Origin of the sequence: Nonomuraea rhodomycinica (genome assembly GCF_013363995.1) — a bacterium.
Classification (GTDB): Bacteria; Actinomycetota; Actinomycetes; order Streptosporangiales; family Streptosporangiaceae; genus Nonomuraea; species Nonomuraea rhodomycinica.
The window spans coordinates 20,309-43,009 of the sequence record NZ_JABWGO010000011.1; the positions used below are offsets into that span (position 1 = coordinate 20,309).

Here is a 22,701-nt window from a genome sequence, read left to right on the forward strand (position 1 = left end):
CGCGGCCCCAGTCCCGCCCCAGCGCCGGCTCACGGCCGGGCCGGGCGGCGAGGGCGCCCGCTCGTCCGACCTCTATAGCGCGAGCGCGCGCATCCTCGTTTCCCCTGCGTTCGGGATGGCACATCATTGTGGGTTTCCTACAGATCGCGCTCTTTGGATCAGTCGTTTCAGCGGAACGGGCGGATGTCACGCCGCCCGTAAGGTGGGCGGCGTGCTTACTGAGACGCTCGGACCCGTTCTGGTCGCCAACCGGGGGGAGATCGCCCGGCGGATCATCCGCACGGTCAAGCGGATGGGCCTGCGCGCCATCGCCGTCCACTCCGAGGCGGACGCCGACCTGCCGTTCGTGCGCGAGGCCGACGAGGCCGTGCTGATCGGCCCGGCCAACCCCGCGCAGAGCTACCTCGACGCCGCAAAGGTGCTGGAGGCCGCGCGCGCCACCGGAGCGCGGGCGATCCACCCCGGTTACGGCTTCCTCGCGGAGAACGCCGCGTTCGCCCGGGCCGTCGTCGACGCCGGTCTGGTCTGGATCGGCCCGGCGCCCGAGGCGATCGACCGGATGGGCGACAAGATCAACGCGCGCAACCTGATGGAGGACGCCGGCGTGCCGGTGGCCGCGGGCACCCGCGAGCCGGTCACGGACCTGGAGCTCGCCCGGAAGGCCGCCCTGGACATCGGCTACCCGGTCATGGTCAAGACCGCGGGCGGCGGCGGTGGCATCGGCATGAGCGTCGCGCACGACGAGGAGGCCCTGGCCAAGGCGTTCGAGCAGGCGGCCAGGGCGGCGGCCCGGTTCGCGGCGGCCGCGGCGGAGGGCGGCGAGGGCGACGCGCTGGCCGGCCCCGCGATCCTGCTGGAGCGCTACATCGAGCGGGCCCGCCACGTCGAGGTGCAGATCCTCGGCCTGCCCGACGGCACCGTCGTGGCGCTGGGCGAGCGTGACTGCTCCGTGCAGCGCCGCCACCAGAAGGTGGTCGAGGAGTCGCCGTCCCCCGGCATCACGCAGGAGCTGCGCGAGCGCATGCTGGCCGCCGCCGTGCGGGCCGGCGAGGCGGTGGGCTACCTCGGCGCCGGCACCGTCGAGTGCCTGGTCGACGCCGACAAGCAGGACTTCGTCTTCCTGGAGATGAACACCCGCCTCCAGGTGGAGCACCCGGTCACCGAGCTCGTCACGGGGCTCGACCTGGTGGAGCTCCAGCTTCGGGTGGCGGCCGGCGAGCAGCCGGAGGTGCGTCCCGAGGTGCGCGGACACGCCTTCGAGTTCCGCGTCTACGCCGAGGACCCCAAGCGCTTCCTCCCCGGACCCGGCACGATCACCGCGTGGGCCGAGCCCGCCGGTGAGGGCGTGCGCGTCGACTCCGGCTACGAGGAGGGCAACACGGTCACCCCGTTCTACGACCCCCTCATGGCCAAGCTCTGCGTCCACGGCGAGACGCGCGGCCAGGCGCTGGAGCGGGCCCGCGAGGCGATCGCCGGCTTCACCGTGGAAGGGCCGAAGAACAACCTGCCGTTCTGCGCCGAGCTGCTGGACGAGGCGGAGTTCGCCTCGGGTGACTATGACACCGGGCTCGTCGGGCGGATGCGCGGCGGTCGCGCATGACATCCTTGGATCCGTTGAAAGAGGGGAGCCCCGGTGGCTGAGGTACGCGCCGAGATGGTGGCGAACGTGTGGAAGGTCGTCGTCAAGGAGGGTGACACGGTGTCCGACGGCGACACCCTGGTCATCCTCGAGTCCATGAAGATGGAGATCCCGGTCCTCACCGAGGACGACGGTGTGGTGACGCAGCTCAAGGTCAACGAGGGCGACGTCATCCAGGAGGGCGACCTCATCGCCGTCATCGAGTAGTCGCGCGCTCCATGAAGGCGGCACGGTCGACCACGACGCGCTCGATCGTGCCACGGCCGACGACTCTGTCCTTGCCGCGTGCCTCGAACGCGAAGACCAGCCGCTTGCCGTCGACCTGGGTGAGCTCGGTGGTGAACTGGACGTGCGCGCCCAGCGGGCTCGGCGCCAGGTGCTCCAGCTCCACGCGGGTGCCGACCGTGCTCTGGCCGGGCGCGAGGTGCGGGCGCACGGCCTGGACGGTCGCCATCTCGGCGAAGGTGAGCAGCTTGGGTGTGGCGAGCACCGGCACGTCGCCGCTGCCCACCTTCTGGGCCGTGTCCTCGCGCTCCACCATGATGAGCAGCTGGGAGCGGAGGCCGGGCGCGAGCGTCATGACGACAGCGTACTGTCACCGCCACGGCAGGCCCGCGGGTGAGCGCGATCCCGCGCCGTCGGGGCATGCTGATCTCGTCAATCCCCGGACAAGCACGGCCTCCAGGCCGCAGGATAGGGTTTGTACGGCTTGTGTGTGTTAAGTGGCTTGTGGGATTTCTGAGTCGTACACTCTCGGAATTCCGTGACCTCTGTGTGATCTCACCGCGACACAAGTCCGCTTTGTTGGAGAGCCCCGGGGTGGGAGAGGTCGCAGAGGCGAAGGGGTAACGGGGGAAGCATGGTGGCCCAAGGGACGACGCTGGCGGGGCGGTATCGCCTGGATACCCGCATCGGCGCCGGCGGCATGGGCGAGGTCTGGCGGGGCGAGGACATCGTGCTGGCCCGCACCGTCGCCGTCAAGGTGCTGCTCCCGGGCCGCATGGACGATCCCGGCTTCGTCGCCCGCTTCCAGGGGGAGGCGCGGGCGATGGCCACGATCAACCATTCGGGCGTGGTCGACGTCTACGACTACGGCGTCAGCGGCGACACCGTCTACCTCGTGATGAAGTTCGTGGACGGCGAGCCGCTCGACCGGCTGCTGGCCCGCCTGGGCCGGATCCCGCCGCAGGCGGCGATGGAGCTCATCGCGCAGGCCGCGGCGGCCCTGCAGGCGGTCCACGAGCAGGGCATCGTGCACCGCGACGTCAAGCCCGGCAACCTGCTCGTGCAGCGCGACGGCACGCTCGTGCTCACCGACTTCGGCATCGCCCGCTCCGACCTCGCCAACCGCCTCACCGACGCCGGCATGGTGCTCGGCACGGCCGCCTACTGCGCGCCGGAGCAGGCCGAGGGCGCTCCGGTGACGCCGGCCGTCGACATCTACGCGCTCGGCGTCGTGGCGTACGAGTGCCTGGCCGGGCAGCGTCCCTTCGACGGTGACAGCGCCGTCACCATCGCGCTCAAGCACATCCGCGAGGCGCCGCCCCCGCTGCCCGCGGACATCCCGCCGGCGGTGCGGGCGCTGGTGGAGTGCGCCCTGTCCAAGGACCCGGCGCGGCGCTTCCCGACGGCCAAGGCGATGAGCGAGACGGCCCGCCAGATCGCCAACGGCCAGACGCCGGCCCTGCCGGCCCCGACGCAGCACGTCACCGGGGCCACGATGGCCGCGCCCACGCATCCCGGCCCGACCGGCGCCCATCCCGCCGCGGGCCACCCGACCGGCGCGCACCCCCAGGACGGCTACCAGACCGGCGCCCAGCAGGGCGGCTACCAGACGGGCGCCCAGCAGCAGGGCGGCTACCAGACCGGAGCCCAGCAGGGCGGCTACCAGACCGGAGCCCACCAGAGCGGCTACCAGACGGGCGCGCACCAGTCCGACGGCTACCCGCAGACCGGCTCCCACCAGGCCCAGCAGCCCGCCCAGGCGGGCGGCCAGCGCACGGGCGGCTTCCAGGCCCAGGACGCCACCACCGTGGCCAACCCGCGGCAGGGCGGCCGGCGCGGCGGGAAGGCGCCGCGCCGGGGCGGCCTGATCGCGGGCATCGCCGCCGCGGTGGTCCTCGGGGCGGGCGCCGGCGCCGTCGCCCTGACGGGCCTCAACCCCCAGGAGGATCCGCCCATCCCCACGGCCACCACGTCCGGCGTGGGCTCGGAGACCTCCACCACCCCCAAGGCGACCAAGACGACCAGACGGCCCTCCAAGCCCAAGCCGACGACCCACGAGCCCGTCCCGACCCAGCCGACCGAGACCGAGGAGCCGGCGCAGACCGAGGAGCCGACCCGGGAGCCCACCAGGTCGCCCTCGCCCACGCCGACGGTCACCAAGAAGTCGCCGTCGCCCACGCCCACGCCGACGGTCGTGAAGAGGGCCGTGCCGCCCGTGGTGGAGCTGCCCTTCCCGCAGGCGAGGGCGGCCATCCTGAACGCCGGGTTCACGATCAAGGTGGACGACCAGACCCGGGGCGCGGTGCCGCAGGACTGCCTCAGGGTCGGTGAGTCCATCCCCGAGGCCGGGACGATGCTCGCCCCCAAGAAGCCCGTCACCCTGGTGCTCATCGAGGGCGGCACCTGTCCCTCCGGCAGTCCCACGCCCACCGGGGCCACGTCCCCGTACAAGAACTAGCGGCTCTCACACCCCCGTCGTGTTGCGCGGGTAGGCGATCTCGGGGTCGGTGGCGATGTTGACCATGTACGGCACGCCGGAGTCGAAGGCGCGGCGCAGCGCGGGCCCGATCTCCGAGGGCCTGGTCACCAGCTCGCCGCCGCCGCCGAGCGCCGTGACCACCTGGTCGTAGCGGCACTGCGGCTGGAGCTCGGCGGCCACGTCGTAGCCGTACAGCATGCGCATGGGGTGCTTCTCCAGGCCCCAGATGCCGTTGTTGCCGCAGACCATGACGACGGGCAGGCGGTGGCGCACGAGCGTGTCGACGTCCATGAGGGAGAAGCCGGCCGCGCCGTCGCCCATGAGCAGCACGATCTGCGCGGACGGCCGGGCCAGGCGGGCCGCGATGGCGTAGCCGAGGCCGGTGCCGAGGCAGCCGTAGGGGCCGGGGTCGAGCCAGTTGCCCGGGCGGCGCGGCTCGACGTACTTGCCGGCGTAGGAGACGAAGTCGCCGCCGTCGCCGATGACCACGGCGTCGTCGTCCAGCACCTTGCCCAGCTCGCCGTAGATCCGCATCGGGTGGATGGGGTCGGAGTCGGCGGCGAGCAGGTCGGCGTCGCCGGCGATGGCCGCGGCGGCCGTCTCCGCCAGGCGGGACACCCAGGCGGCGTGGTGGTCGGGCTTGACCCCGGCCTCGCCGCAGGCCGCCGTGAGGCCCCAGAAGACCACGGACAGGTCGCCGGCGGCCGAGGCGGCGGGCTGCATGTGGGTGGCCAGCTGCGACGGCGCGTCGGCGATGTGGACGACCTTGGCGAGCGGCGCGCCCTCCTTGCCGCCGAACCAGCCGTAGCCCAGGCGGAAGTCGAGCGGCGTGCCGACGACCACGACGAGGTCGGCCTGGCCGAAGGCGAGGCCGCGGGCGCGGGTGACCAGCAGGTCGTGGCCGGCGGGCAGGATGCCGCGGCCCTGGCCGTTGGGGATGACGGGCAGCCGCCAGGTCTCGGCGAAGTCGCGGGCGGCCTCCTCGGCCCGCTCCATCCACACGTCCGACCCGTAGACGAGCACGGGACGCTCGGCCTCGGCGATGAGGCGGGCGATGGCGGCCAGCGAGTCGGGATCCGGCTCCAGCGGCGAGGGGGTCTGCGTCTCGACGTCGTGGATGGCGGACGGGGCGAACAGGTCGTCCATGTACATGTCGAGGAAGACCGGGCCGCGGTGGGGCGCGACGGCCGTGCGGAAGGCCACCTCGACGTCCTGACCGAGCGTCTCGGCGTCGCTGGCGGTGAAGGCCAGCTTGGTGATCGGGCCGAGCAGCGGCGGGTGGTCCATCTCCTGCAGGGCGCCGCTGCCCCAGCGCGAGCGCGGCGCCCGGCCGCCGAGGACGACCACGGGGGAGCCGTTGAAGTGGGCCGTGGCCACGCCGCTGACGCCGTTGGTGACGCCGGGGCCCGCGGTGAGCACGGCCAGGCCGGGTTTGCGCGTCAGGCGGGCCGTGGCCTCGGCGGCGAACACGGCGCTCTGCTCGTGGCGCACGTCGAGGATGCGCATCCCCTCGTGGACGGCGCCGTCGTACAGAGGGAAGACGTGCCCTCCGGACAGGGTGAACATGGTCTCGACGCCGTAGGCCTTGGACACGGCGACGGCGGCGTCACCGGCGTGCTTCGCAGACTCCATGCCGGGAACTTACCAACCAGTCACACGAGTAAACAGGAAGCAACGCAGGACGGCGGATCAGTCGCAGCAGATGTCGATCACGCCCTCGGCCACCGAGGCGGTGATCCGGCGGGGGGCGCCGATCTGGCGAGGGACGTCGACGTCCACCTTGGGAGCCGTGGCGGTCACGTCGTAGGTCGCTCTGCGGGGCACCTCGACCGAGACCGTCCCGGACGTCCGCACGACCGCCCGCACCTCGGCCGGCGGCTGGCGGAAGCCCAGGTGCACGCGGCCGGTGCCGACCTCGACGTCGGCGCGCTCGCCGCTCAGCGCCGTCGCCTCGACGTCGCCCGAGCCGCTCCTGACGTGCAGGTCGCCGGGGACGCCGTCCATGTGCACGTCGCCGGAGACGGAGGTCACCCGCAGCTTGCCGGGGATGTTCGCCAGTTGGAGGGGCGTGCTGGCCGTGCTGGTGTCGAGGGAGGTCTCCGGCGGCACCGCGATGCTGTACCCGACCTCGCAGGGGAGCGGGCCGGAGCGGTCGGAACGGTCGCGAACCTGGCAGTCGGAGCTGACCCGCAAGGTGCCGGAGCCCCACTCCTCGGTGACCTCGGGCTTCCTGCGCAGCCAGCGGACCTGCCGCTCCACGACGACCTCCCCGGCCTCTCCGCTCTGGATCAGCACGTCGGAGACGCCGTCCTCGACCACCAGCCGCACCTGGGAGCCGTGGAACGGGAAGGAGCCGCGCGAGACCTCGATGGGCGGATCGGCGTCCGCGAACCCGTTGTAGAGCAGCGCCGTGGCCACGACGAGCACGATCGAGGTGAAGACCGTGCCCGCGGCCAGCCAGATCGCTCTCACGGCGTGCTCCTGACGTCGAGGAAGCGCAGGACGGCCAGGACGCGCCGGTGGTCGCCCTCGGCCGGCGCGAGGTCCAGCTTGGTGAAGATGTTGCCGATGTGCTTGCCGACGGCGCCCTCGCTGAGGACGAGCTCCTGGCCGATGCCGGCGTTGGAGCGGCCCTCGGCCATCAGCTTGAGCACCTCCCGCTCGCGGGGCGTCAGCCGGTCCAGCGGGTCGCTGTGGCCGCGCAGGAGGAGCTGGGAGACCACCTCGGGGTCGAGGGCCGTGCCGCCCGCCGCCACGCGCCGCAGCGCGTCCATGAAGTCGGTCACGTCCGCCACCCGGTCCTTGAGCAGGTAGCCGACGCCGCCGGCCGCGGAGGACAGGAGCTGGGCGGCGTAGCGCTCCTCGACGTACTGCGACAGCACGAGCACGGCCAGGCCGGGCTGCTGGCGGCGCAGCACGAGCGCGGCGCGCAGGCCCTCGTCGGTGTGCGTGGGCGGCATCCGGACGTCGGTGACCACGAGGTCGGGCCGGTGCTCCTCGGCGGCGCGCAGCAGGCTCTCGGCCTCGGCGACCGCGGCCACCACCCGCATGCCGGCCGCGTCGAGCAGCCGCACCAGCCCCTCGCGCAGCAGCACCGAGTCCTCCGCGAGCACTACTCGCACGGCAGCTCCACCTCGATCGTCGTCGGCCCGCCGGGCGGGCTGGTCAGCATGAACGCGCCGTCCACCGCTCCCACGCGCTGCGCCAGGCCGCGCAGGCCGGTGCCGGCGTCCAGTGTGGCACCGCCGTGCCCGTCGTCGTGGACGCGCACGCGCAGCCGCTCGCCGTCGCGGGTCACGACGATCTCGGCGTGGGACGCGGCGGCGTGCTTGGCGATGTTGGTCAGCGCCTCCGAGACCACGAAGAACGCCACGGCCTCGATCGTGGGCGTCGGCCGCCGGTCGATGCGCACGCGCAGCCGCACCGGGAAGGGGGCGCGGGCGGCGACGCCGGACAGGGCCGCGTCGAGGCCCTGGTCGTTGAGCACGGCCGGGTGCAGGCCGCGGACGAAGTCGCGCAGCTCCTTGAGCGCCTGCTTGGCCTCCTCGTGGGCCTGCGCGATGGCCTGGCGGGCCGGCTCGGGCAGGTCGGTGAGGGTGGCCCGGGCCAGGCCGAGGTTCATGGCCAGGGACACGAGCCGCTGCTGGGCGCCGTCGTGCAGGTCGCGCTCGATGCGGCGGCGCTCGGCGTCGGCGGCGTCGATCACCCCGGCCCGGCTCTCGGTCAGCGTCTCGATGCGCCGGTCGAGCTCGGAACGGCTCGGGCCGAGCAGCATGCGGGCCACCGCCAGGTCCAGCGCCGCCATGCCGCGCGCCACCACGGGCGAGGCCAGCAGGAGGACCAGCCCCACGGCCGTGTAGAGGCCGGCGATGCGGGGGTCGCGCAGGTCGAACACGAACACCAGGGGCGGTGGCTGCAACCACGGCTGGGCGAAGGCCGTCAGCCCCACCAGGGCTCCGCCCCAGCCGAGGCCGACGAGCAGCGCGCCGGCGGCGCTGACCACGGGGGACAGCAGGTGGTAGCCGAGCTGGCGCCACGTCGAGGCGTCGCGCCAGCCGCCGGGCTCGCCGATGCGCGGGATGTGCGCGCCCTGGAACGCCGCGAACCGGGAGCGCTGCACCCGGGTGAACGCGGGCAGGCCGCGGCGCAGCGCGGCCGGGACGACGGCCAGCGCGAGCGTCAGCACGCCGAGGACCACGGCGACCGGCAGGCCGGTCATCACGTGGGCGGTGTCCAGCCAGGCCCGCGCCGACCAGGGCCGGGGGACTTTCATGCCGTCAACGGTATTGATCCCGGCCCTCCGCGCGACAGGGGCCTGGTGGGCGCTCCGGGGGTGGGGTTCGCCCCACCCCCGGCGGGGCCTCACAAGGGCGGCACCGACCAGCCCTTCTCGTGGAAGAGCGGCGCGTGCTCGGCGTTGACGAACAGCCGGTCCTCGGGGTTCGGGACGCGGAAGTAGCTCTGCGGGTGCAGCAGTTCGCGGGCGTCGTCCGACAGGTCGAGCACGTACCGGTCGGGCGCCCGGCGCTGGGCCAGGAAGCGCAGCTCGAACGGCAGGATCGCGAGCGGGTCCGCGGGGTCCCACAGCCCGAGCCCGCTCCCGCGGGCCTGCCGCACCGCCTCGCGGGCGCGGCCGAGGGCTCCTGCCTCGCCGATCGAGCGGGCCGTGCCCGGCGGGGGCACCGCGTCGGCCACGCGGCCCTCCTGGCGCACGAACGGGTCCACGTTGGGCCAGATGAAGTACGGGATCACGTGCCCGGCCGTGAGCAGCCGCTCGTTGTACGGGTCGGGGCGGGGCCGGTCGCGCTGGTCGCGGTTGACGTAGCAGAGCAGCCGGCCGTACCGGTCGAGGATCTCGTGCGCGAAGGCGAGCCGGAACTTGAACGTGGCTTCGGTGAGGCCCTGCTCGGCGATGTCGGCGGCGATCATCTCCTTGAGCGCCTTCGTGGCGGGCGCGGCGTGGGCGGCGTGGTTGGCGGCGGCGCGCGGGCCGAGCCGGGCCGTGAGGTTCGCGCGCAGCGCCGTGCGGAGCGACAGCTCGGGCAGGCCCTTGGCGAAGGGATCGGTCAGGAACGTCGTCCAGGCCGGATGCTCGATCTTGACGAAGCCGCCCGGGAAGTCCGGGAAGTCGGGGCTCTGGGGCAGCTCGAAGCTGACCTCGGGGGCGTCGACGCCCAGCATGCGGACGCCGAAGTTCCCGTCGGCCGCGATGTTGATCGTGTCGCCGTCGTGGACGATCTTGTCCACGGGTTCGGCCTGGCCGTTGCGCCGGGCGAGGAGGCCATGGCCAACCGTGATGCCGGGAACGGGTTGTTCGATCGCCTTTGCCATGCCTGCATCATCACCCTGTTCGGCCGACAAGTCCCGTGATATCCGAACCAATGGCGCACCATGGTCATCTCATGGATGAGTCAACGGACGATGGAGGTCCAGATGATCCAGACGGGGATGGCCGTGCTCGCCCTGGCGGGGGTGCTGAGCGGCGGGGGCGGGCTGCCGAAGGGGTTCCTCCCCTCGGAGACGCACCCGCCGGCGACCCAGGACGAGGCCTACAAGGTCAGCGACTCGCTCAAGCGCCCGCTGGCGCTCAACCCGTGCTTCCGGGCCAGGCCGTGGGACACGGGCCGGGTGGCCGCGCGCAGCGTCGTCCACGAGAGCCCGAGCCGCGTCGACCAGGAGCAGCTCGTGCTCTACAGGAACCCGGCGGCGGCCGAGCGCGCCATGCGGGGGCTGCGCGCCGAGCTCGCGCGCTGCGCCGACGTGGGCAAGGGCATCAAGCGCTACCGGTACTTCAGCAAGCCGCTCGACGTGGGCGACGACGGGCTGCGCGCGGGCGGGCGCTTCTACGAGAGCGGCGAGCAGGCCGTCGTCGTACGGCGGGGCGCCGCGGTGTACGTGGCGGCCACGAGCGGCGAGCCGGTCTACCCGACCAGGTCACTGCCCCTCCGCGGCTTCCGCGAGCTCGTCGGGCGCGCCGAGCGGATGGCCGAGAAGGTGTGTGAGCTGCCTGAGGCGTCCTGCGGCCGGTAGGGGTCAGGGGAGCAGCCCGAGGCGCCGCTTGAACGCCGCGGAGTCGAAGCCGCCGCCCAGCGTCATCGCGAGCCCGCGCCTCGCCTCCTCGGCGAACTCCTCGGGGCCGAGCGCCCCGATGCCCTCCGGCAGCACGCCGGCCAGCGGACGGGCGGCCAGCATCTCCAGGTCGGCCACGTCGTTCAGCTCGGCCGCGCCCGGCTCGGCCGGCCACGCACCGATCACCACGCCGGCCAGGCCGAGCCCGCGGTTGGCCATGGCCTCCAGCGTGAGCGCCGTGTGGTTGAGCGTGCCGAGGCCGGCGCGGGCGACGACCAGCACCTGCGCCCGGAGGGCGCGCGCCAGGTCGGCGATCGTGCCGCCGTCCTCGTCGTAGCGCACCAGCAGCCCGCCGGTGCCCTCGACCAGCACGAGCCGGTGGGTCTCGGCCAGCTCGCCGATCCGCCCGGCCGCGGCCTCCAGCGACACGGGGGCGACCCCGCCGGCCCGCGCGGCTGCGGCGGGCGACAGGGCGGCCGGGTAACGGGCCAGCTCGAACGTCGTCGTCACGCCGGACAGCCGGATGACGTGGTCCAGGTCGCCCGGCTCGCCGGGTGCCGCACCGGTCTGCGCCGGCTTCACCACGGCCACGCTCGACCCGCGCAGGCGCGCCAGCGCGGCCACCGCGGCGGTGACGACGGTCTTGCCGACCCCGGTGTCGGTCCCGCTGACGACGAGCACACTCACCCCTCAAGCCTAGGGTGCCGGGGAACCCGCGGGTCGGAGGCGGTCTCCCTGGAGCCCGTCAGCCGCTCAGGGGCGACGCAGCCGCGTGACGAACTTGTACCGGTCACCGCGGTAGAGGGACTGGGCCCACTCGACGGGGTTGCCGTCGGCGTCGAAGGCGTGCCGGGTCAGCAGCAGCATCGGCAGGCCCACGTCCACCCCCAGCGCCTTGGCGTCGTACGGCGTCGCGAGGACCGTCTCGATGATCTCCTCGGCGTCCGTGAGCCGCACGTTGTAGGCGTTGTGCAGCGTCTCGTACAGCGAAGAGTGGACCTCCAGCTCGCGCCGCAGCCGGGGGAAGCGGCGCGCCGACAGGTGGGTGGTGTCGATCGACACCGGCTCGCCGTTGGCCAGGCGGAGCCGGTGGATGCGCAGCACGCGCCCGCCCGGGTTGATCGCCAGGCGGCGGGCCAGCGCCTCGTCGGCGGTGATGTAGCCGATCTCCAGTATCTTCGTGTCCGGCTCCAGCCCGGCGGTGCGCAGGTCGCCGATGTACGAGGTGAGCTGGAGCACCTGCGCCACCTTCGGCTGGGCGACGAACGTGCCCTTGCCCTGGATGCGCAGCAGCCGTCCCTCGACCACCAGCTCCGTCAACGCCTGCCGCACGGTCGTGCGCGAGGTCTCGAACCGCACGGCCAGCGTCCGCTCCGGAGGCAGCGCCGTGCCGGCCGGGAGGCTCTTGGTGAGCTCGAGCAGGCTGCGCTTCACGTCGTAGTACTTCGGTACGCGAGGGCCGTCGTCCGTCACGCTCTCACCTTCACTTCTGCCACGGCGGTGAGGGCGTGTCGGATCACCGCTAGATCATCGGAACTCAGATTGGCCCGAGCGGTCAACCGCAGGCAAGAGCGGCCGTCCGGCGCCGAGGGCGGGCGGAGGCGTCGACGCGGCTCGGGTTGATGGAGAAGGATATCCATCGCGGCGGAGGCGGCCGCAACCGAGGCCGGTACGAGACCCGTGCCGACGACGTACGATCTGGCCGTCTGGTCCGACGTCTGGATCACCTCCGGCTCCCCGGGACCGTTTCCCCTGGACACGAGCGCCCGGGACAGTGTGACGGTTCTCACAATGTGAGATTCCCGGAAAAGGCTGGTTGAGTGCACCGAACCGGGGGGCCGGTTTGGTCGTACGGCGGGACAGCGCGCATGATGCAGTGTGCCCACTCTCAGCGACCTCGTCGTCCGCCACACCGCTCTCGACGCGGCGGACCTCGAATGGCTGCACTCGCTGGTCTCCGACTGGCAGCTGCTCGCCGACCTGTCCTTCGCCGACCTCATCCTGTGGGCCCCGCTGCTCCCGCCCGCCGCGGAGGCCGGCGAGGGGCGTGCGGGACGCACCGAGAACGGCCACGGGGAGCGGTACGGCGGCGGCTGGATCGCCATCGCGCAGATGCGCCCGACGACCGGCCCGACCGTCTACCACGACGACGTCGTGGGCACCGTCGTCGCGCGCGGCGAGCGCCACCTGATCGACACCGCCTGGAACGAGCGGCGCATCTGCCGCGAGGGCGACCCCGACTGGTCCACGGGCGTGCCCGTGCGCGAGGAGACGATCCCCGTGCGGCGGGTGCTGCCCGACGGGCAGGGCCGCTTCCTCGCGGTCATCCAGCGCTCCACCAACCTGTCGTCGGCGCGCACCCCGTCGCGCCTGGAGCTGACCTACCTCCAGAGCGCCTCCGACCTGGCGCAGATGGTCGCCGAGGGGCGTTTCCCGTTCTCCGGCGACGAGCCGATCCTGGTCCGCTCGCCGCGCGTGGGCGACGGGCTGCTCAGGCTCGACCGGGGCGGCCGGGTGACGTACGCGTCGCCGAACGCGCTGTCGGCCTACCGGCGGCTCGGCCTGCACGCCGACCTCGTGGGCGCGGAGCTGGGCCGGGTGACCGCCACCCTGTGCTACTCCGACGAGCCGATCAACGAAGACCTGATGATCGTGGCCAGCGGGCGGGCCGCCAAGGAGACCGAGGTCGAGTCCGGCGGCACGATCGTGCAGTTGCGCGCCATCCCGCTGATCGTCGGCGGGGGGCGCATCGGCGCGCTGGTGCTCATCCGCGACGTGACGGAGCTGCGGCGGCGCGAGCGCGAGCTGATGACCAAGGACGCGACGATCCGCGAGATCCACCACCGCGTCAAGAACAACCTGCAGACCGTCGCGGCGCTGCTGCGGCTGCAGGCCAGGCGCCTGCAGGTGCCGGAGGGGCGCGAGGCGCTGGAGGAGGCGGTGCGCAGGGTCGGGTCCATCGCGATCGTCCACGAGACGCTCTCCCACGCGCCGGAGGAGTTCGTCGACTTCGACGACATCGCCGACCGGGTCATCGCGATGGCGGGAGAGGTGTCGGCCGCGGAGTCCGCGGTCACGCCGCGCCGGGTGGGGGCGTTCGGCGTGCTGCCGTCGCTGATCGCCACGCCGCTGGCGATGGCGCTGACCGAGCTGCTGCAGAACGCGCTCCAGCACGGCAGGCCGAGGCGGCTGCAGGTCGTGGTGGAGCGGGTCGGGCCCGGCGACGACCGGCTCAACGTGACCGTCTGGGACGACGGTCAGGGGGTGCCGGAGGGGTTCGACCTCGACAGCTCCACGAGCCTCGGGTTGCAGATCGTGCGCACGCTGGTGGAGGGGGAGCTGTCCGGAAAGCTCTCGATCGGGCCGCGCGAGGGCGGCGGCACGGAGGTCATGCTGTCGATCCCGCTGCCCGCCGGGTGACGGTCCGCGGGATGCTCGAGGCCGATGGTGAGACGGCCGCGCCCGCCGCGGTGTCGCGGCGGGGGACTGGCGGCCGTACGGATCGCTTCGAGGACTTCGACGTGCCGGGGGCGACTGCCGGGGGCAGGGGCTCCGGGGACGGGGTGTCGCGGTCGGGTGGGGTCAGGCGGAGGCGCGGGCGCGGGCACGGGCCGTGCGGCGCTTGAGCGCGCGACGCTCGTCCTCGCTCAGGCCGCCCCAGACGCCGGCGTCCTGGCCGGACTCCAGGGCCCACTTCAGGCACGCGTCCACGGCCGGGCAGGAACGGCAGACCTGCTTGGCCTCCTCGATCTGCATGAGCGCGGGGCCGGTGTTGCCGATCGGGAAGAACAGCTCGGGGTCCACGTCACGGCAGGCAGCTCGGTGGCGCCAGTCCATGCGTCCACTCCTTAGTAGATGGAGCCGGTGGTCGGGCTCCGTGCGGCTACTACTTTGTGAAGAGTTTCACTAAGGCGCGCGAGCAAGGACCCGGACCATGGGGGACCGGGAATTGCTCGCCGGACGACCGGAACGACCTCGGGGTTCTGGTTAAACGTCCTACGTTCCGACGTCAGTCTGAGCCTGTCAGCCACGGAGAGTGCACGCAAGGGGTTCCGGGCGAAGTTTTGGCCGTAATGGATGTCGGATGCGTCACACAATGACCGAATGTAACCAGCTAGACCAGGACTTGTAACGCGTTCGGGATAGACCGGAACGTTACGGATTCGCGTTCGCCCAGGTAGTCCCCGTCCAGCTCGAAGGCCACCGGGCGGTCGGCGGTGAGGGTGAACTCGGGTTCGTCGTGCAGCTGGACGAGGTGCCGTCCGGACGGAAGGGCGTCACTCTCCGTGAGAATGTGCTGGATGAGCGGCATCAACGAGGTCAGGCCCATGCGCTGGAGTCCCAGCATGTCGAGGCCGGTCTCGAAGGAGGCCCACGGCGTGGGGCGGACCGGGCGCGTGCCGACGTACGTCCAGGGTGAGGTGTTGGAGATGATCGCCATGAAGATCCCCGCTGCGGTGGGGATGCCCGGACCGGTCAGCGTCATCGCCGGACGCCGCTTGTCGGTCGCGACATAGTGCCGTAGCGCGGTGTTCACGTAGCGGGCGGGCGTCGCCTTGCGGCCGGCGCCGCGCAGCCCCTCGACGGCCCGGACGACCTCGGCGTCGTACCCCAGGCCCGCGCAGAAGGTGAAATATCGGCTCTCGTTCTCCCAGAGGGCCTGGCCCAGGCCGACGGTCCTGCGGCGGCCCTCGCGCAGCGCCTCCAGCACCGCGCCGGTGGCCTCCACGGGGTCGTTCGGCAGGCCGAGCCCGCGGGCGAACACGTTGGCGCTGCCGCCGGGGATGACGATCACCGCCGGACGCCCGGCACTCGGGTTGTCGTCGGCGACGGCGTCGGCGACGGAGGGGGCGGGGGCGCCGTCGTCGCCGGGGCCGGAGGGCCGGGCGGCGATGCCGTTGACGGGGTTGAGGAGGCCGTTCACCGTCTCGTTGATCGTTCCGTCGCCGCCGAGGACGGCCACCACGTCGTACCCCTTGGCGCGCGCGGTGGCGGCCAGCGACGCCGCGTGGCCCCGGTAGCCGGTCTCCTCGACGGTCAGCTCCATGGCCGCCCCGAGCGCCCGGAGCAGCACGTTCCGGGTGCGGGCGTTCGTGGTCGTCGCCTTGGGGTTGACCAGCAGCATCGCGCGCATGAGGCCAGCGTATCCATGATGGATGTCTGTCTTGTCGAGAAGATCCCGGTTTCGCACCTGAAGCCCCGGGCGGAGACCGGACCGGCGGCCGGAGCGGATAGGGTTCCCGTGTGTCGAAGCGTCCCCTGAGCCTGCTGGTCGCCGCCGTCGTCGTCGCCCTGGAGGGCCTCGTGACGTTCGGGCTGGGCGGTTTCGTGGCGGTCGAGACCGCGCGCGGGCTGGCCGCCGACGTGACCAGTGCCGTCGCCGAGGCGGCCTTCGGCATGCTGATCGGCGCCGGGCTGCTCTGGGTGGCGTGGGGCGGCCTGTTGAGAGGCGAGCGGTGGGGCAGGACGCCGACCGTGCTCGCCCAGGTCTTCGTGCTGCCCGTCGCGATCACGCTCATCGACTCCGGCCGGCCCGACCTGGGGGTGCCGCTGGTCGCGGTGGCGGTGATCGGCCTGGCCGCCGTGCTCGCACCCCCCACCACCAAGGCGTTGTACGGCGACGGCCAGGAAACCCGCTGACGGCGTCAGTCGTCGGCGGTGAGGCCCTCGCGCAGCTGGGCCAGCGTGCGGGCCAGCAGGCGCGAGACGTGCATCTGCGAGATGCCCAGCTCGGTGGCGATCTGGGACTGCGTCATGTTGCCGAAGAACCGCAGCAGGAGAATGCGCTTCTCACGCGGCGGCAGGCGTTCGAGCAGCGGCTTGAGCGACTCGCGGTACTCGACCCCTTCGAGCGACTCGTCCACGATGCCGAGCGAGTCGGACACGGCGGGCGCGTCGTCGTCGCCGGAGTCGGGCGCGTCGAGGGACACCGTCGAGTAGGCGTTGGCCGACTCCAGCCCCTCCAGCACCTCCTCCTCGGTCATCTTGAGGTAGGCGGCCAGCTCGGCGACCGTCGGCGCGCGCCCCTCGCGCTGCGACAGATCGCTTATCGCCTTCGTCAGCGAGAGCTTGAGCTCCTGCAGCCGGCGCGGCACCCGGACCGCCCAGCCCTTGTCGCGGAAGTGCCGCTTGATCTCGCCGACGATCGTCGGCGTCGCGTAGGTGGAGAACTCCACGCCGCGGTTGAGGTCGAACCGGTCGATCGACTTGATGAGCCCGATCGTGGCGACCTGGGTGAGGTCGTCGAGCCATTCGCCGCGGTTGCGAAAGCGCCGCGCGAGGTACTCGACCAGCGGAAGGTGGAGCTCCACCAGCTCGTCCCTGATGCGCTGACGGCGCGGCTCCTCGGGCCCGAGCTCGGCCAGCTCGGCGAACAGCATGCGGGCACGGACCCGGTCGGGCACAGCGTGGTCGCTGGTGGCCATCGCTCCAGTCCTTTCCGTCACGCCGGCCTCGCCGCGCCTCGGCGCTTACGCAGGACGATCGCCATGCGGTCGGGAGAGTCGGTAACCGCCTCCACATCGTCGGCCAGGGCGGTCAGGACCATCCAGGCGAAGTCGTCGCGCTTGGGCGCGGAGCTGCCGACTGTCGCCACCTCGACCTTGACCTGCATCTCCTGCCCGGTCAGCTCGAACTCGGCGGTCAGGTCGGTGCCCGGGACCGCCTCGTTCAGGAGCATGGCGCACGCCTCGTCGACCGCGATCCGCAGATCCTCGATCTCGTCGAGCGTGAAGTCGAGCCGGGCGGCCAGCCCGGCCGTGGCCGTACGCAACACGGACAGGTAGGCGCTCGCCGCGGGAAGCCTGATGCTCACCACGTCCCGGATGCCGGTCTCGCCCTCCATGCGCGTCTCGGTTTCCTCGGTCACGTTCCTCCTCGCGTATACGACGCTGACTGCAACTTACCGCCCCTGAGAGGTGCTTGGACGATTCAGACTCGCCAACAACGGAAAAGGCTCTGTGTAGCGGGTAACCACACAGAGCCTTTGCGCCGTTCTACGCGGCCTTGGTCTCCCAGAAGATCTTGGAGATCTCGTCGATCTTGCCGAGCAGGTCCTCGGCCTTGGCGACGTCGACCGTGCCCTTGGCGCCCGCCGCGCCGGCCAGCTTCGTGGCGTCCCAGAAGAGCTGGTGGAGCTGGGGGTACTGCTCCAGGTGCGGGGGCTTGAAGTAGTCGGTCCACAGCACCCACAGGTGGTGCTTGACCAGCTCGGCCCGCTCCTCCTTGATGGTCAGCGCGCGAGCGCGGAAGACCGGGTCCTCGTTGGCCGCGTACTTCTCCATGATCGCCTTGACCGACTCCGCCTCGATCCGCGCCTGAGCGGGGTCGTAGACGCCGCAGGGCAGGTCGCAGTGCGCGGAGGCGACGTGCTTGGGTCGTAGCAGTCGTGCGAGCATCAGAAGGTCCTTCCTTGATGCTGAGTCAGCTTGGTCCACTTACCGACCTTACTCGGGTCGCAAGGCCCGTGACGGAGGGGGTCTCGGCGTATGAGAGTGCGTGTCGAAGGGGATTCGATGCGCCCCGCGCTGCTGCCCGGCGACTGGCTCCTGGTGCGGCGCGGCGCCCCGGTCAGGCCCGGCGACATCGTGGTCGCCCGGCTCCCCGGAGACTCCTCCCGGCTGATCGTCAAGCGGGCCGCATGGCAGGGCGACGACGGGTGGTGGCTGGAGAGCGACAACCAGCGGGCCTCCGGCCGGCGCGACAGCTGGGACTTCGGGCCGGTCACCGACGTGGTGGGGCGGGTCGTGCTGCGCTACTGGCCGCCGCGGCGGCGTTCGCGGGAGTGATCGGCCTCATTGACCGCCGCGGCGGCGGGCCCGGTAGGCGGCGACGTTCGCGCGGGTGGCGCAGCGGGAGGAGCAGTAGCGCCGCGAGCGGTTGGAGGAGGTGTCGAGGAACGCCCGGCCGCAGCGGGGGTCCTGGCAGCGGCCCAGCCGCTCGGCGCCGTGCTCGGCGACCACCGCGGCCAGGCCCATGACGGCGCCCGCGGCGGGGTTGTCCGTGGGGTCCTCGGCCAGGTGCAGGTGCCAGCCGCGGCCGTCGTGGGCGGCCAGCTGCGGCCGTACGGGGTGCAGGACGAGCAGCACGTTGAGCAGCGCCGCCACGGTGGCCTCGTCCCCGGCGTCGAAGACGGCGGCGAGCTGGTCGCGCAGCTCCCGCAGCGGGGGCGGCGGGTCGGGGTCGTTGACGAGACGGACCGCCCACTCGGCGTAAGAGGTCAAGTCCATGCCGGAGTATTACACGGCTGGGCCGCGCTGTGACGCCCGCAGGAGAGGCGGCCACCCTGGTCCGCGGAAGGTGGCCGCCCCTCATCCGTCCTCGCGCGTCAGCCCTCGGGGTGCAGCACGCGCTTGAGGAAGGTGCGGGTGCGCTCCTGCTGCGGGTCGCCGATGACCTGGTCGGCCGACCCGTCCTCGACGATGACGCCGCCGTCCATGAACAGGACCCGGTCCGCGACCTCACGGGCGAAGCCCATCTCGTGGGTCACCACGAGCATGGTCATGCCCTCCTCGGCCAGCTTGCGCATGACCGCGAGCACGTCGCCGACCAGCTCGGGGTCGAGCGCCGAGGTCGGCTCGTCGAACAGCATGAGGTGGGGGCCCATGGCCAGCGCCCGGGCGATGGCCACGCGCTGCTGCTGGCCGCCGGAGAGCTGGGCCGGGTAGGAGCCCGCCTTGTCGCCGATGCCCACCCGTTCGAGGTTGGTCCGGGCGACCTTCTCGGCCTCCTTCTTGCCGCGCTTGAGCACCCGCTGCTGGGCGATCATGACGTTCTGCAGCGCGGTCATGTGCGGGAACAGGTTGAACTGCTGGAACACCATGCCGATGCGGCGCCGCACCGCGTCGATGTCCACGTCGGGGTCGGTGACCTCGACGCCCTCCACCAGCACCTTGCCCCGGGTCGGCTCCTCCAGCAGGTTCACGCAGCGCAGCAGCGTGGACTTGCCCGAGCCGGAGGGGCCGATCACGCAGACCACCTGGCCGGTCTCGACGGTGCAGTCGATGCCGCGCAGCACCTCGTTCTTGCCGAAGTGCTTGTGCAGGTCCCTGATCTCGATGGCGTGCGTCATCGAGCCCTCACCTCCCGCTTCTCCAGTCGGGTCGAGAGGTGCCCCAGAGGGATCGTCACCAGCAGGTACGTCAGGCCGGACACCATGATCGGCGTGGCGTTGGCGTACTGGGAGGCCAGGTCGTTGCCGAACTTGGCCAGCTCCACGTACTCACCGGACACGCCGAGGAACAGCACCAGCGACGAGTCCTTGAGCAGGGCCACGAACTGGTTGGTGGTCGGCGGGATGACGATCCTGATGGCCTGCGGGATGATCACCGTGATCTGGGCCCGCGCGGCCGACATGCCGAGCGAGCGCGCCGCCTCGACCTGCCCCTTGGGCACCGCCTGCAGACCGGCCCGGAACACCTCCGCCTGGTAGGCCGCGCCGACCAGGCCGAGGCCCAGGATGCCCTGGCCGTACGTGCCGCCGGGCACCGCGAAGCCCGGCAGGGCCAGCGGCAGGAAGGTGATCAGCAGGAAGATGAGCAGGGCGGGTAGCCCGCGGAAGATCTCGATGTAGAGCGTGGAGATCCAGCGGTACGGCCGGACGGTCGACAGCCTCATGAGCGCGAGCACCAGCCCGAGCACGAACGAGAAGATGAAGCCGCCGACCGAGTAGATGATCGTGTTGCGCAGCGCGACCGTGAACAGCTCGGGCAGGGCCTTGCCGGCCACGTCGGGCTTGGCGAAGTTCTCCGCCAGGCTGCCCCAGTCGGCGTACAGGACGATGCCGACGGCGATCGCGACCAGGACGACGTACTGGATCGCGCGGCTGATGCGCTGCTTCTTACGCGGGCTGAGCCGGGCCTTCCCGCCCGGCTCGGCCGCCACCGGTGGTGGTAGGCGATCCGTCATGGATCAACCCAGCTCGCCGGGCTTCTTGCCGAACCACTTGACGTAGATCTTCTCGTACGTGCCGTCGGACTTGGCCTGGGTGATCGTGTCGTTGATCGTCTTGAGCAGGACCGGGTCGGCGTTCTTCTTCAGGCCGATGCCGTACTGCTCGCCCGTGTCGAGGCTGGCGATCAGCTCGAACTTGGCGGCGATCTCCGGCTTCTTCAGCCAGGTCAGCACGACCGGCAGGTCCTGGACGATCACGTCGGCCTGGCCGGCCTGCAGCGCCAGCAGCTCCTTGGAGCTGTCGGCGTACTCGGTCGGGTCCAGACCCTGCTTCTTGACGTAGTCGAGGCCGGTCGTGCTGGCCTGGGCGCCCAGCTTGAGGCCCTTGGCCTTGACGTCCTCCAGCGACTTGGCGCCCGTGCCCTTCTTGGCCAGCAGGGCCTGCGTGGCGTCGAAGTACGGCTCGGAGAACGTGATGTTCTGCTTGCGCTCGGGAGTGATCGTCATGCCGGCGGCGGCGACGTCGCACTTGCCGGTGGCCATGGCCGCGCCGCTCTTGATGACGGCGAAGTCGATGTCCACGATGTCCTGCGTGACGCCGAGCTTCTTGGCGACCAGGTCGACGATGTCCACGTCGAATCCGACGATCTTGCCGTCCTTGTCCTTGAACTGGAACGGCTCGTACGGGATGTTGGTGCAGGTGGTGAGCTTGCCCGGGTGAACGAGCTTGGCTCCGCCCGCGGCATTGCCGCCTCCGGTGGTGGCGGAGGTGGAGCCGCCTCCCGAACCGCCGCCGCAGCCGGACAGCGCCAGGACGGCGGTCAGGGCGAGCGCGCCGATGGCTTGGCCACGGCTGCTCCTGGGCCAGAGGGCCATGTCAGGCCTCCTCAAGGGTATATGCCAAAAAGTCGGATTTGGTGAAGTTTAAGTGGCAGGTTGCCCGGCTCCGCCATCGGACATTTAACAATGCGTCAACGGAACGGCGTCGATGGCGATACCTGTGGTCGTCTCGGCGTGTGGCACTATGGGGCGACGGGTGACCCCCGTAACCCCTCACGAGACGTTCGGGAGGGGACCCTGGCGGCTACCGAAGCCAGGCCTCTCGCGCCGTCTGCCGAAGGTCCTTCGTCCGTCCGATGACTACTGGGGTCTCTCTGTGACTGCCTCTCCTGCCTCGTCCGCATCGTCCTCACTCGCCTCACTCGACGTCGATCCGGTCTTCGCCCTGCACCGCGGCGGCAAGCTGGAGGTCCGCTCCACCATCCCGGTCCGCGACGCCGGTGACCTGTCACTGGCCTACACCCCCGGGGTGGCCCAGGTCTGCACCGCCATCGCCGACACGCCGTCGCTGGTCCACGACTACACGTGGGTCTCCAACGTCGTGGCCGTCGTCTCCGACGGCACCGCCGTGCTCGGCCTCGGCGACATCGGCCCGGCCGCGGCCATGCCCGTGATGGAGGGCAAGGCGCTGCTGTTCAAGGAGTTCGCCGGGGTCGACGCCGTGCCGATCTGCCTCGACTGCACCGACGTCGACGCGCTCGTCGAGACCGTCGTCCGGCTCGCCCCCTCCTTCGGCGGCATCAACCTCGAGGACATCAGCGCCCCGCGCTGCTTCGAGGTCGAGGACCGCCTGCGCGAGCTGCTCGACATCCCCGTCTTCCACGACGACCAGCACGGCACCGCCATCGTGGTCCTGGCCGCGCTCACCAACGCCGCCCGCCTCACCGGCCGCACGCTCGGCGACCTGCGCGCCGTCGTGGCCGGCGCCGGCGCCTCCGGCGTCGCGGTCACCCGCATCCTGCTGGAGGCCGGCATCGGCGACATCGCCGTGGCCGACTCCAAGGGCATGATCCACTCCGGCCGCGACGACCTCAACCCGGTGAAGTCCGCCCTGGCCCGCGACACCAACCGCGCCGCTCACACCGGCTCCACCGAGCAGGCGCTGGCCGGGGCCGACGTGTTCGTCGGCCTGTCCGGCTCGACCGTGTCGGAGGAGGCCATCGCGTCCATGGCGCCCGACTCGATCGTGTTCGCGCTGTCCAACCCCACGCCCGAGGTGGCGCCGTCCGTGGCGGCCCGCCACGCCCGCGTGGTCGCCACCGGCCGCTCCGACTTCCCCAACCAGATCAACAACGTGCTCGCCTTCCCCGGCGTCTTCCGCGGGGCGCTCGACGTCCGGGCCACCGCCATCACCGAGAACATGAAGGTGGCCGCCGCCACCGCGCTCGCCGCCGTCGTGGGCGACGACCTCGCGGCCGACTACGTCATCCCCAGCCCCTTCGACGAGCGTGTCGCCCCCGCCGTCACCGCGGCCGTCGCTGAGCAGGCCAGGAAGGACGGCGTCGCCCGCGTCAAGGGCTGACGCGTACAGGATCTGCCGGGCCGGCGTCCGGATAGT

The 22,701-nt window shown here is 72.0% G+C and carries 25 protein-coding genes; 8 read left to right on the forward strand and 17 right to left on the reverse strand.

What is annotated here, in order from left to right; translation table 11 throughout:
* The first annotated feature begins 211 nt into the window (after nucleotides 1-211).
* Entirely contained in the window at nucleotides 212-1,600 is a 1,389-nt protein-coding gene (locus HT134_RS33915; protein WP_312888655.1) for an acetyl-CoA carboxylase biotin carboxylase subunit, read from the forward strand.
* 33 nt (nucleotides 1,601-1,633) lie between these two features.
* The gene (locus HT134_RS33920; protein ID WP_175604571.1) at nucleotides 1,634-1,846 is read left to right on the forward strand and encodes a biotin/lipoyl-binding carrier protein; all 213 of its coding nucleotides are present in this window, start codon (nucleotides 1,634-1,636) and stop codon (nucleotides 1,844-1,846) included.
* Here HT134_RS33920 and HT134_RS33925 read toward each other — a convergent pair.
* Nucleotides 1,836-2,219: a thioesterase family protein gene (locus HT134_RS33925; protein ID WP_175604572.1), complete on the reverse strand. Its 384-nt coding sequence runs from the start codon at nucleotides 2,217-2,219 to the stop codon at nucleotides 1,836-1,838. The two genes, HT134_RS33920 and HT134_RS33925, sit on opposite strands and share 11 nt — an antisense overlap.
* A gap of 279 nt (nucleotides 2,220-2,498) precedes the next feature.
* Here HT134_RS33925 and HT134_RS33930 point away from each other — a divergent pair, with 279 nt between their 5' ends.
* The gene (locus tag HT134_RS33930; RefSeq protein ID WP_175604573.1) at nucleotides 2,499-4,322 is read left to right on the forward strand and encodes a serine/threonine protein kinase; all 1,824 of its coding nucleotides are present in this window, start codon (nucleotides 2,499-2,501) and stop codon (nucleotides 4,320-4,322) included.
* 6 nt (nucleotides 4,323-4,328) lie between these two features.
* Here HT134_RS33930 and HT134_RS33935 read toward each other — a convergent pair whose 3' ends face one another.
* The 5 genes from HT134_RS33935 to HT134_RS33955 all read right to left on the reverse strand — a co-directional run bounded on the left by HT134_RS33935 (nucleotide 4,329) and on the right by HT134_RS33955 (nucleotide 9,674).
* Nucleotides 4,329-5,975 carry an acetolactate synthase gene (locus tag HT134_RS33935; RefSeq protein WP_175604574.1) on the reverse strand — a complete coding sequence of 549 codons (1,647 nt, stop codon included), beginning with the start codon at nucleotides 5,973-5,975 and terminating at the stop codon, nucleotides 4,329-4,331.
* A gap of 57 nt (nucleotides 5,976-6,032) precedes the next feature.
* Nucleotides 6,033-6,815, reverse strand: coding sequence for a DUF4097 family beta strand repeat-containing protein (locus HT134_RS33940; protein ID WP_175604575.1), 783 nt, complete (start codon nucleotides 6,813-6,815; stop codon nucleotides 6,033-6,035).
* Nucleotides 6,812-7,465, reverse strand: a complete 654-nt coding sequence (locus HT134_RS33945) for a response regulator (RefSeq protein ID WP_175604576.1) — start codon at nucleotides 7,463-7,465, stop codon at nucleotides 6,812-6,814. The genes HT134_RS33940 and HT134_RS33945 overlap by 4 nt, the downstream gene beginning before the upstream one ends.
* Nucleotides 7,456-8,616, reverse strand: a complete 1,161-nt coding sequence (locus HT134_RS33950; protein WP_175604577.1) for a sensor histidine kinase — start codon at nucleotides 8,614-8,616, stop codon at nucleotides 7,456-7,458. Before HT134_RS33950 ends, HT134_RS33945 begins: the two co-directional genes overlap by 10 nt.
* An 89-nt stretch (nucleotides 8,617-8,705) precedes the next feature.
* Complete coding sequence (locus HT134_RS33955) at nucleotides 8,706-9,674, reverse strand: thermonuclease family protein (RefSeq protein ID WP_175604578.1); 969 nt, start codon at nucleotides 9,672-9,674, stop codon at nucleotides 8,706-8,708.
* 102 nt (nucleotides 9,675-9,776) lie between these two features.
* On the opposite strand from HT134_RS33955, the gene HT134_RS33960 reads away from it, so the two are divergent.
* On the forward strand, nucleotides 9,777-10,373 hold the full coding sequence (locus HT134_RS33960; RefSeq protein ID WP_175604579.1) for a hypothetical protein: 597 nt from the start codon (nucleotides 9,777-9,779) through the stop codon (nucleotides 10,371-10,373).
* Nucleotides 10,374-10,376: 3 nt separating this feature from the next.
* On the opposite strand, the gene bioD is transcribed toward HT134_RS33960, so the two are convergent.
* Together bioD and HT134_RS33970 are read right to left on the reverse strand one after the other, a co-directional pair.
* The gene (bioD, locus tag HT134_RS33965) at nucleotides 10,377-11,099 is read right to left on the reverse strand and encodes a dethiobiotin synthase (RefSeq protein ID WP_175604580.1); all 723 of its coding nucleotides are present in this window, start codon (nucleotides 11,097-11,099) and stop codon (nucleotides 10,377-10,379) included.
* A gap of 66 nt (nucleotides 11,100-11,165) precedes the next feature.
* On the reverse strand, nucleotides 11,166-11,885 hold the full coding sequence (locus HT134_RS33970; protein ID WP_175604581.1) for a GntR family transcriptional regulator: 720 nt from the start codon (nucleotides 11,883-11,885) through the stop codon (nucleotides 11,166-11,168).
* A gap of 405 nt (nucleotides 11,886-12,290) precedes the next feature.
* Here HT134_RS33970 and HT134_RS33975 point away from each other — a divergent pair, with 405 nt between their 5' ends.
* The gene (locus HT134_RS33975) at nucleotides 12,291-13,832 is read left to right on the forward strand and encodes a sensor histidine kinase (protein ID WP_175604582.1); all 1,542 of its coding nucleotides are present in this window, start codon (nucleotides 12,291-12,293) and stop codon (nucleotides 13,830-13,832) included.
* A gap of 162 nt (nucleotides 13,833-13,994) precedes the next feature.
* Here the strand turns inward: HT134_RS33975 and HT134_RS33980 are convergent, their stop codons facing one another.
* Together HT134_RS33980 and HT134_RS33985 are read right to left on the reverse strand one after the other, a co-directional pair.
* Nucleotides 13,995-14,249, reverse strand: coding sequence for a WhiB family transcriptional regulator (locus tag HT134_RS33980; protein ID WP_113705541.1), 255 nt, complete (start codon nucleotides 14,247-14,249; stop codon nucleotides 13,995-13,997).
* A gap of 277 nt (nucleotides 14,250-14,526) precedes the next feature.
* A complete protein-coding gene (locus HT134_RS33985) occupies nucleotides 14,527-15,546 on the reverse strand; it encodes a diacylglycerol/lipid kinase family protein (protein WP_175604583.1) in 1,020 nt (339 codons plus the stop codon).
* A gap of 110 nt (nucleotides 15,547-15,656) precedes the next feature.
* On the opposite strand from HT134_RS33985, the gene HT134_RS33990 reads away from it, so the two are divergent.
* Nucleotides 15,657-16,052: a hypothetical protein gene (locus tag HT134_RS33990; protein ID WP_175604584.1), complete on the forward strand. Its 396-nt coding sequence runs from the start codon at nucleotides 15,657-15,659 to the stop codon at nucleotides 16,050-16,052.
* Nucleotides 16,053-16,057: 5 nt separating this feature from the next.
* Here HT134_RS33990 and HT134_RS33995 read toward each other — a convergent pair whose 3' ends face one another.
* The 3 genes from HT134_RS33995 to sodN all read right to left on the reverse strand — a co-directional run bounded on the left by HT134_RS33995 (nucleotide 16,058) and on the right by sodN (nucleotide 17,809).
* A complete protein-coding gene (locus HT134_RS33995) occupies nucleotides 16,058-16,837 on the reverse strand; it encodes an RNA polymerase sigma factor SigF (RefSeq protein ID WP_175592535.1) in 780 nt (259 codons plus the stop codon).
* A gap of 17 nt (nucleotides 16,838-16,854) precedes the next feature.
* Nucleotides 16,855-17,280 carry an ATP-binding protein gene (locus HT134_RS34000; protein ID WP_175592534.1) on the reverse strand — a complete coding sequence of 142 codons (426 nt, stop codon included), beginning with the start codon at nucleotides 17,278-17,280 and terminating at the stop codon, nucleotides 16,855-16,857.
* 127 nt (nucleotides 17,281-17,407) lie between these two features.
* Nucleotides 17,408-17,809, reverse strand: a complete 402-nt coding sequence (gene sodN / locus HT134_RS34005) for a superoxide dismutase, Ni (RefSeq protein ID WP_127936219.1) — start codon at nucleotides 17,807-17,809, stop codon at nucleotides 17,408-17,410.
* Between the two features lie 90 nt (nucleotides 17,810-17,899).
* Between sodN and HT134_RS34010 the strand changes: the two genes are divergently transcribed.
* Entirely contained in the window at nucleotides 17,900-18,199 is a 300-nt protein-coding gene (locus tag HT134_RS34010; RefSeq protein WP_175604585.1) for a S24 family peptidase, read from the forward strand.
* Between the two features lie 6 nt (nucleotides 18,200-18,205).
* On the opposite strand, the gene HT134_RS34015 is transcribed toward HT134_RS34010, so the two are convergent.
* From HT134_RS34015 to HT134_RS34030, 4 genes are all read right to left on the reverse strand, one after another.
* Nucleotides 18,206-18,640 carry a CGNR zinc finger domain-containing protein gene (locus HT134_RS34015; protein WP_175604586.1) on the reverse strand — a complete coding sequence of 145 codons (435 nt, stop codon included), beginning with the start codon at nucleotides 18,638-18,640 and terminating at the stop codon, nucleotides 18,206-18,208.
* A gap of 98 nt (nucleotides 18,641-18,738) precedes the next feature.
* Nucleotides 18,739-19,482, reverse strand: coding sequence for an amino acid ABC transporter ATP-binding protein (locus tag HT134_RS34020; RefSeq protein WP_175604587.1), 744 nt, complete (start codon nucleotides 19,480-19,482; stop codon nucleotides 18,739-18,741).
* The gene (locus HT134_RS34025) at nucleotides 19,479-20,318 is read right to left on the reverse strand and encodes an amino acid ABC transporter permease (RefSeq protein ID WP_175604588.1); all 840 of its coding nucleotides are present in this window, start codon (nucleotides 20,316-20,318) and stop codon (nucleotides 19,479-19,481) included. Before HT134_RS34025 ends, HT134_RS34020 begins: the two co-directional genes overlap by 4 nt.
* A gap of 3 nt (nucleotides 20,319-20,321) precedes the next feature.
* On the reverse strand, nucleotides 20,322-21,179 hold the full coding sequence (locus HT134_RS34030) for an ABC transporter substrate-binding protein (RefSeq protein WP_175604589.1): 858 nt from the start codon (nucleotides 21,177-21,179) through the stop codon (nucleotides 20,322-20,324).
* A 280-nt stretch (nucleotides 21,180-21,459) separates the two neighbouring features.
* Between HT134_RS34030 and HT134_RS34035 the strand changes: the two genes are divergently transcribed.
* A complete protein-coding gene (locus HT134_RS34035; protein ID WP_175604590.1) occupies nucleotides 21,460-22,665 on the forward strand; it encodes an NAD(P)-dependent malic enzyme in 1,206 nt (401 codons plus the stop codon).
* Nucleotides 22,666-22,701: the final 36 nt, after the last annotated feature.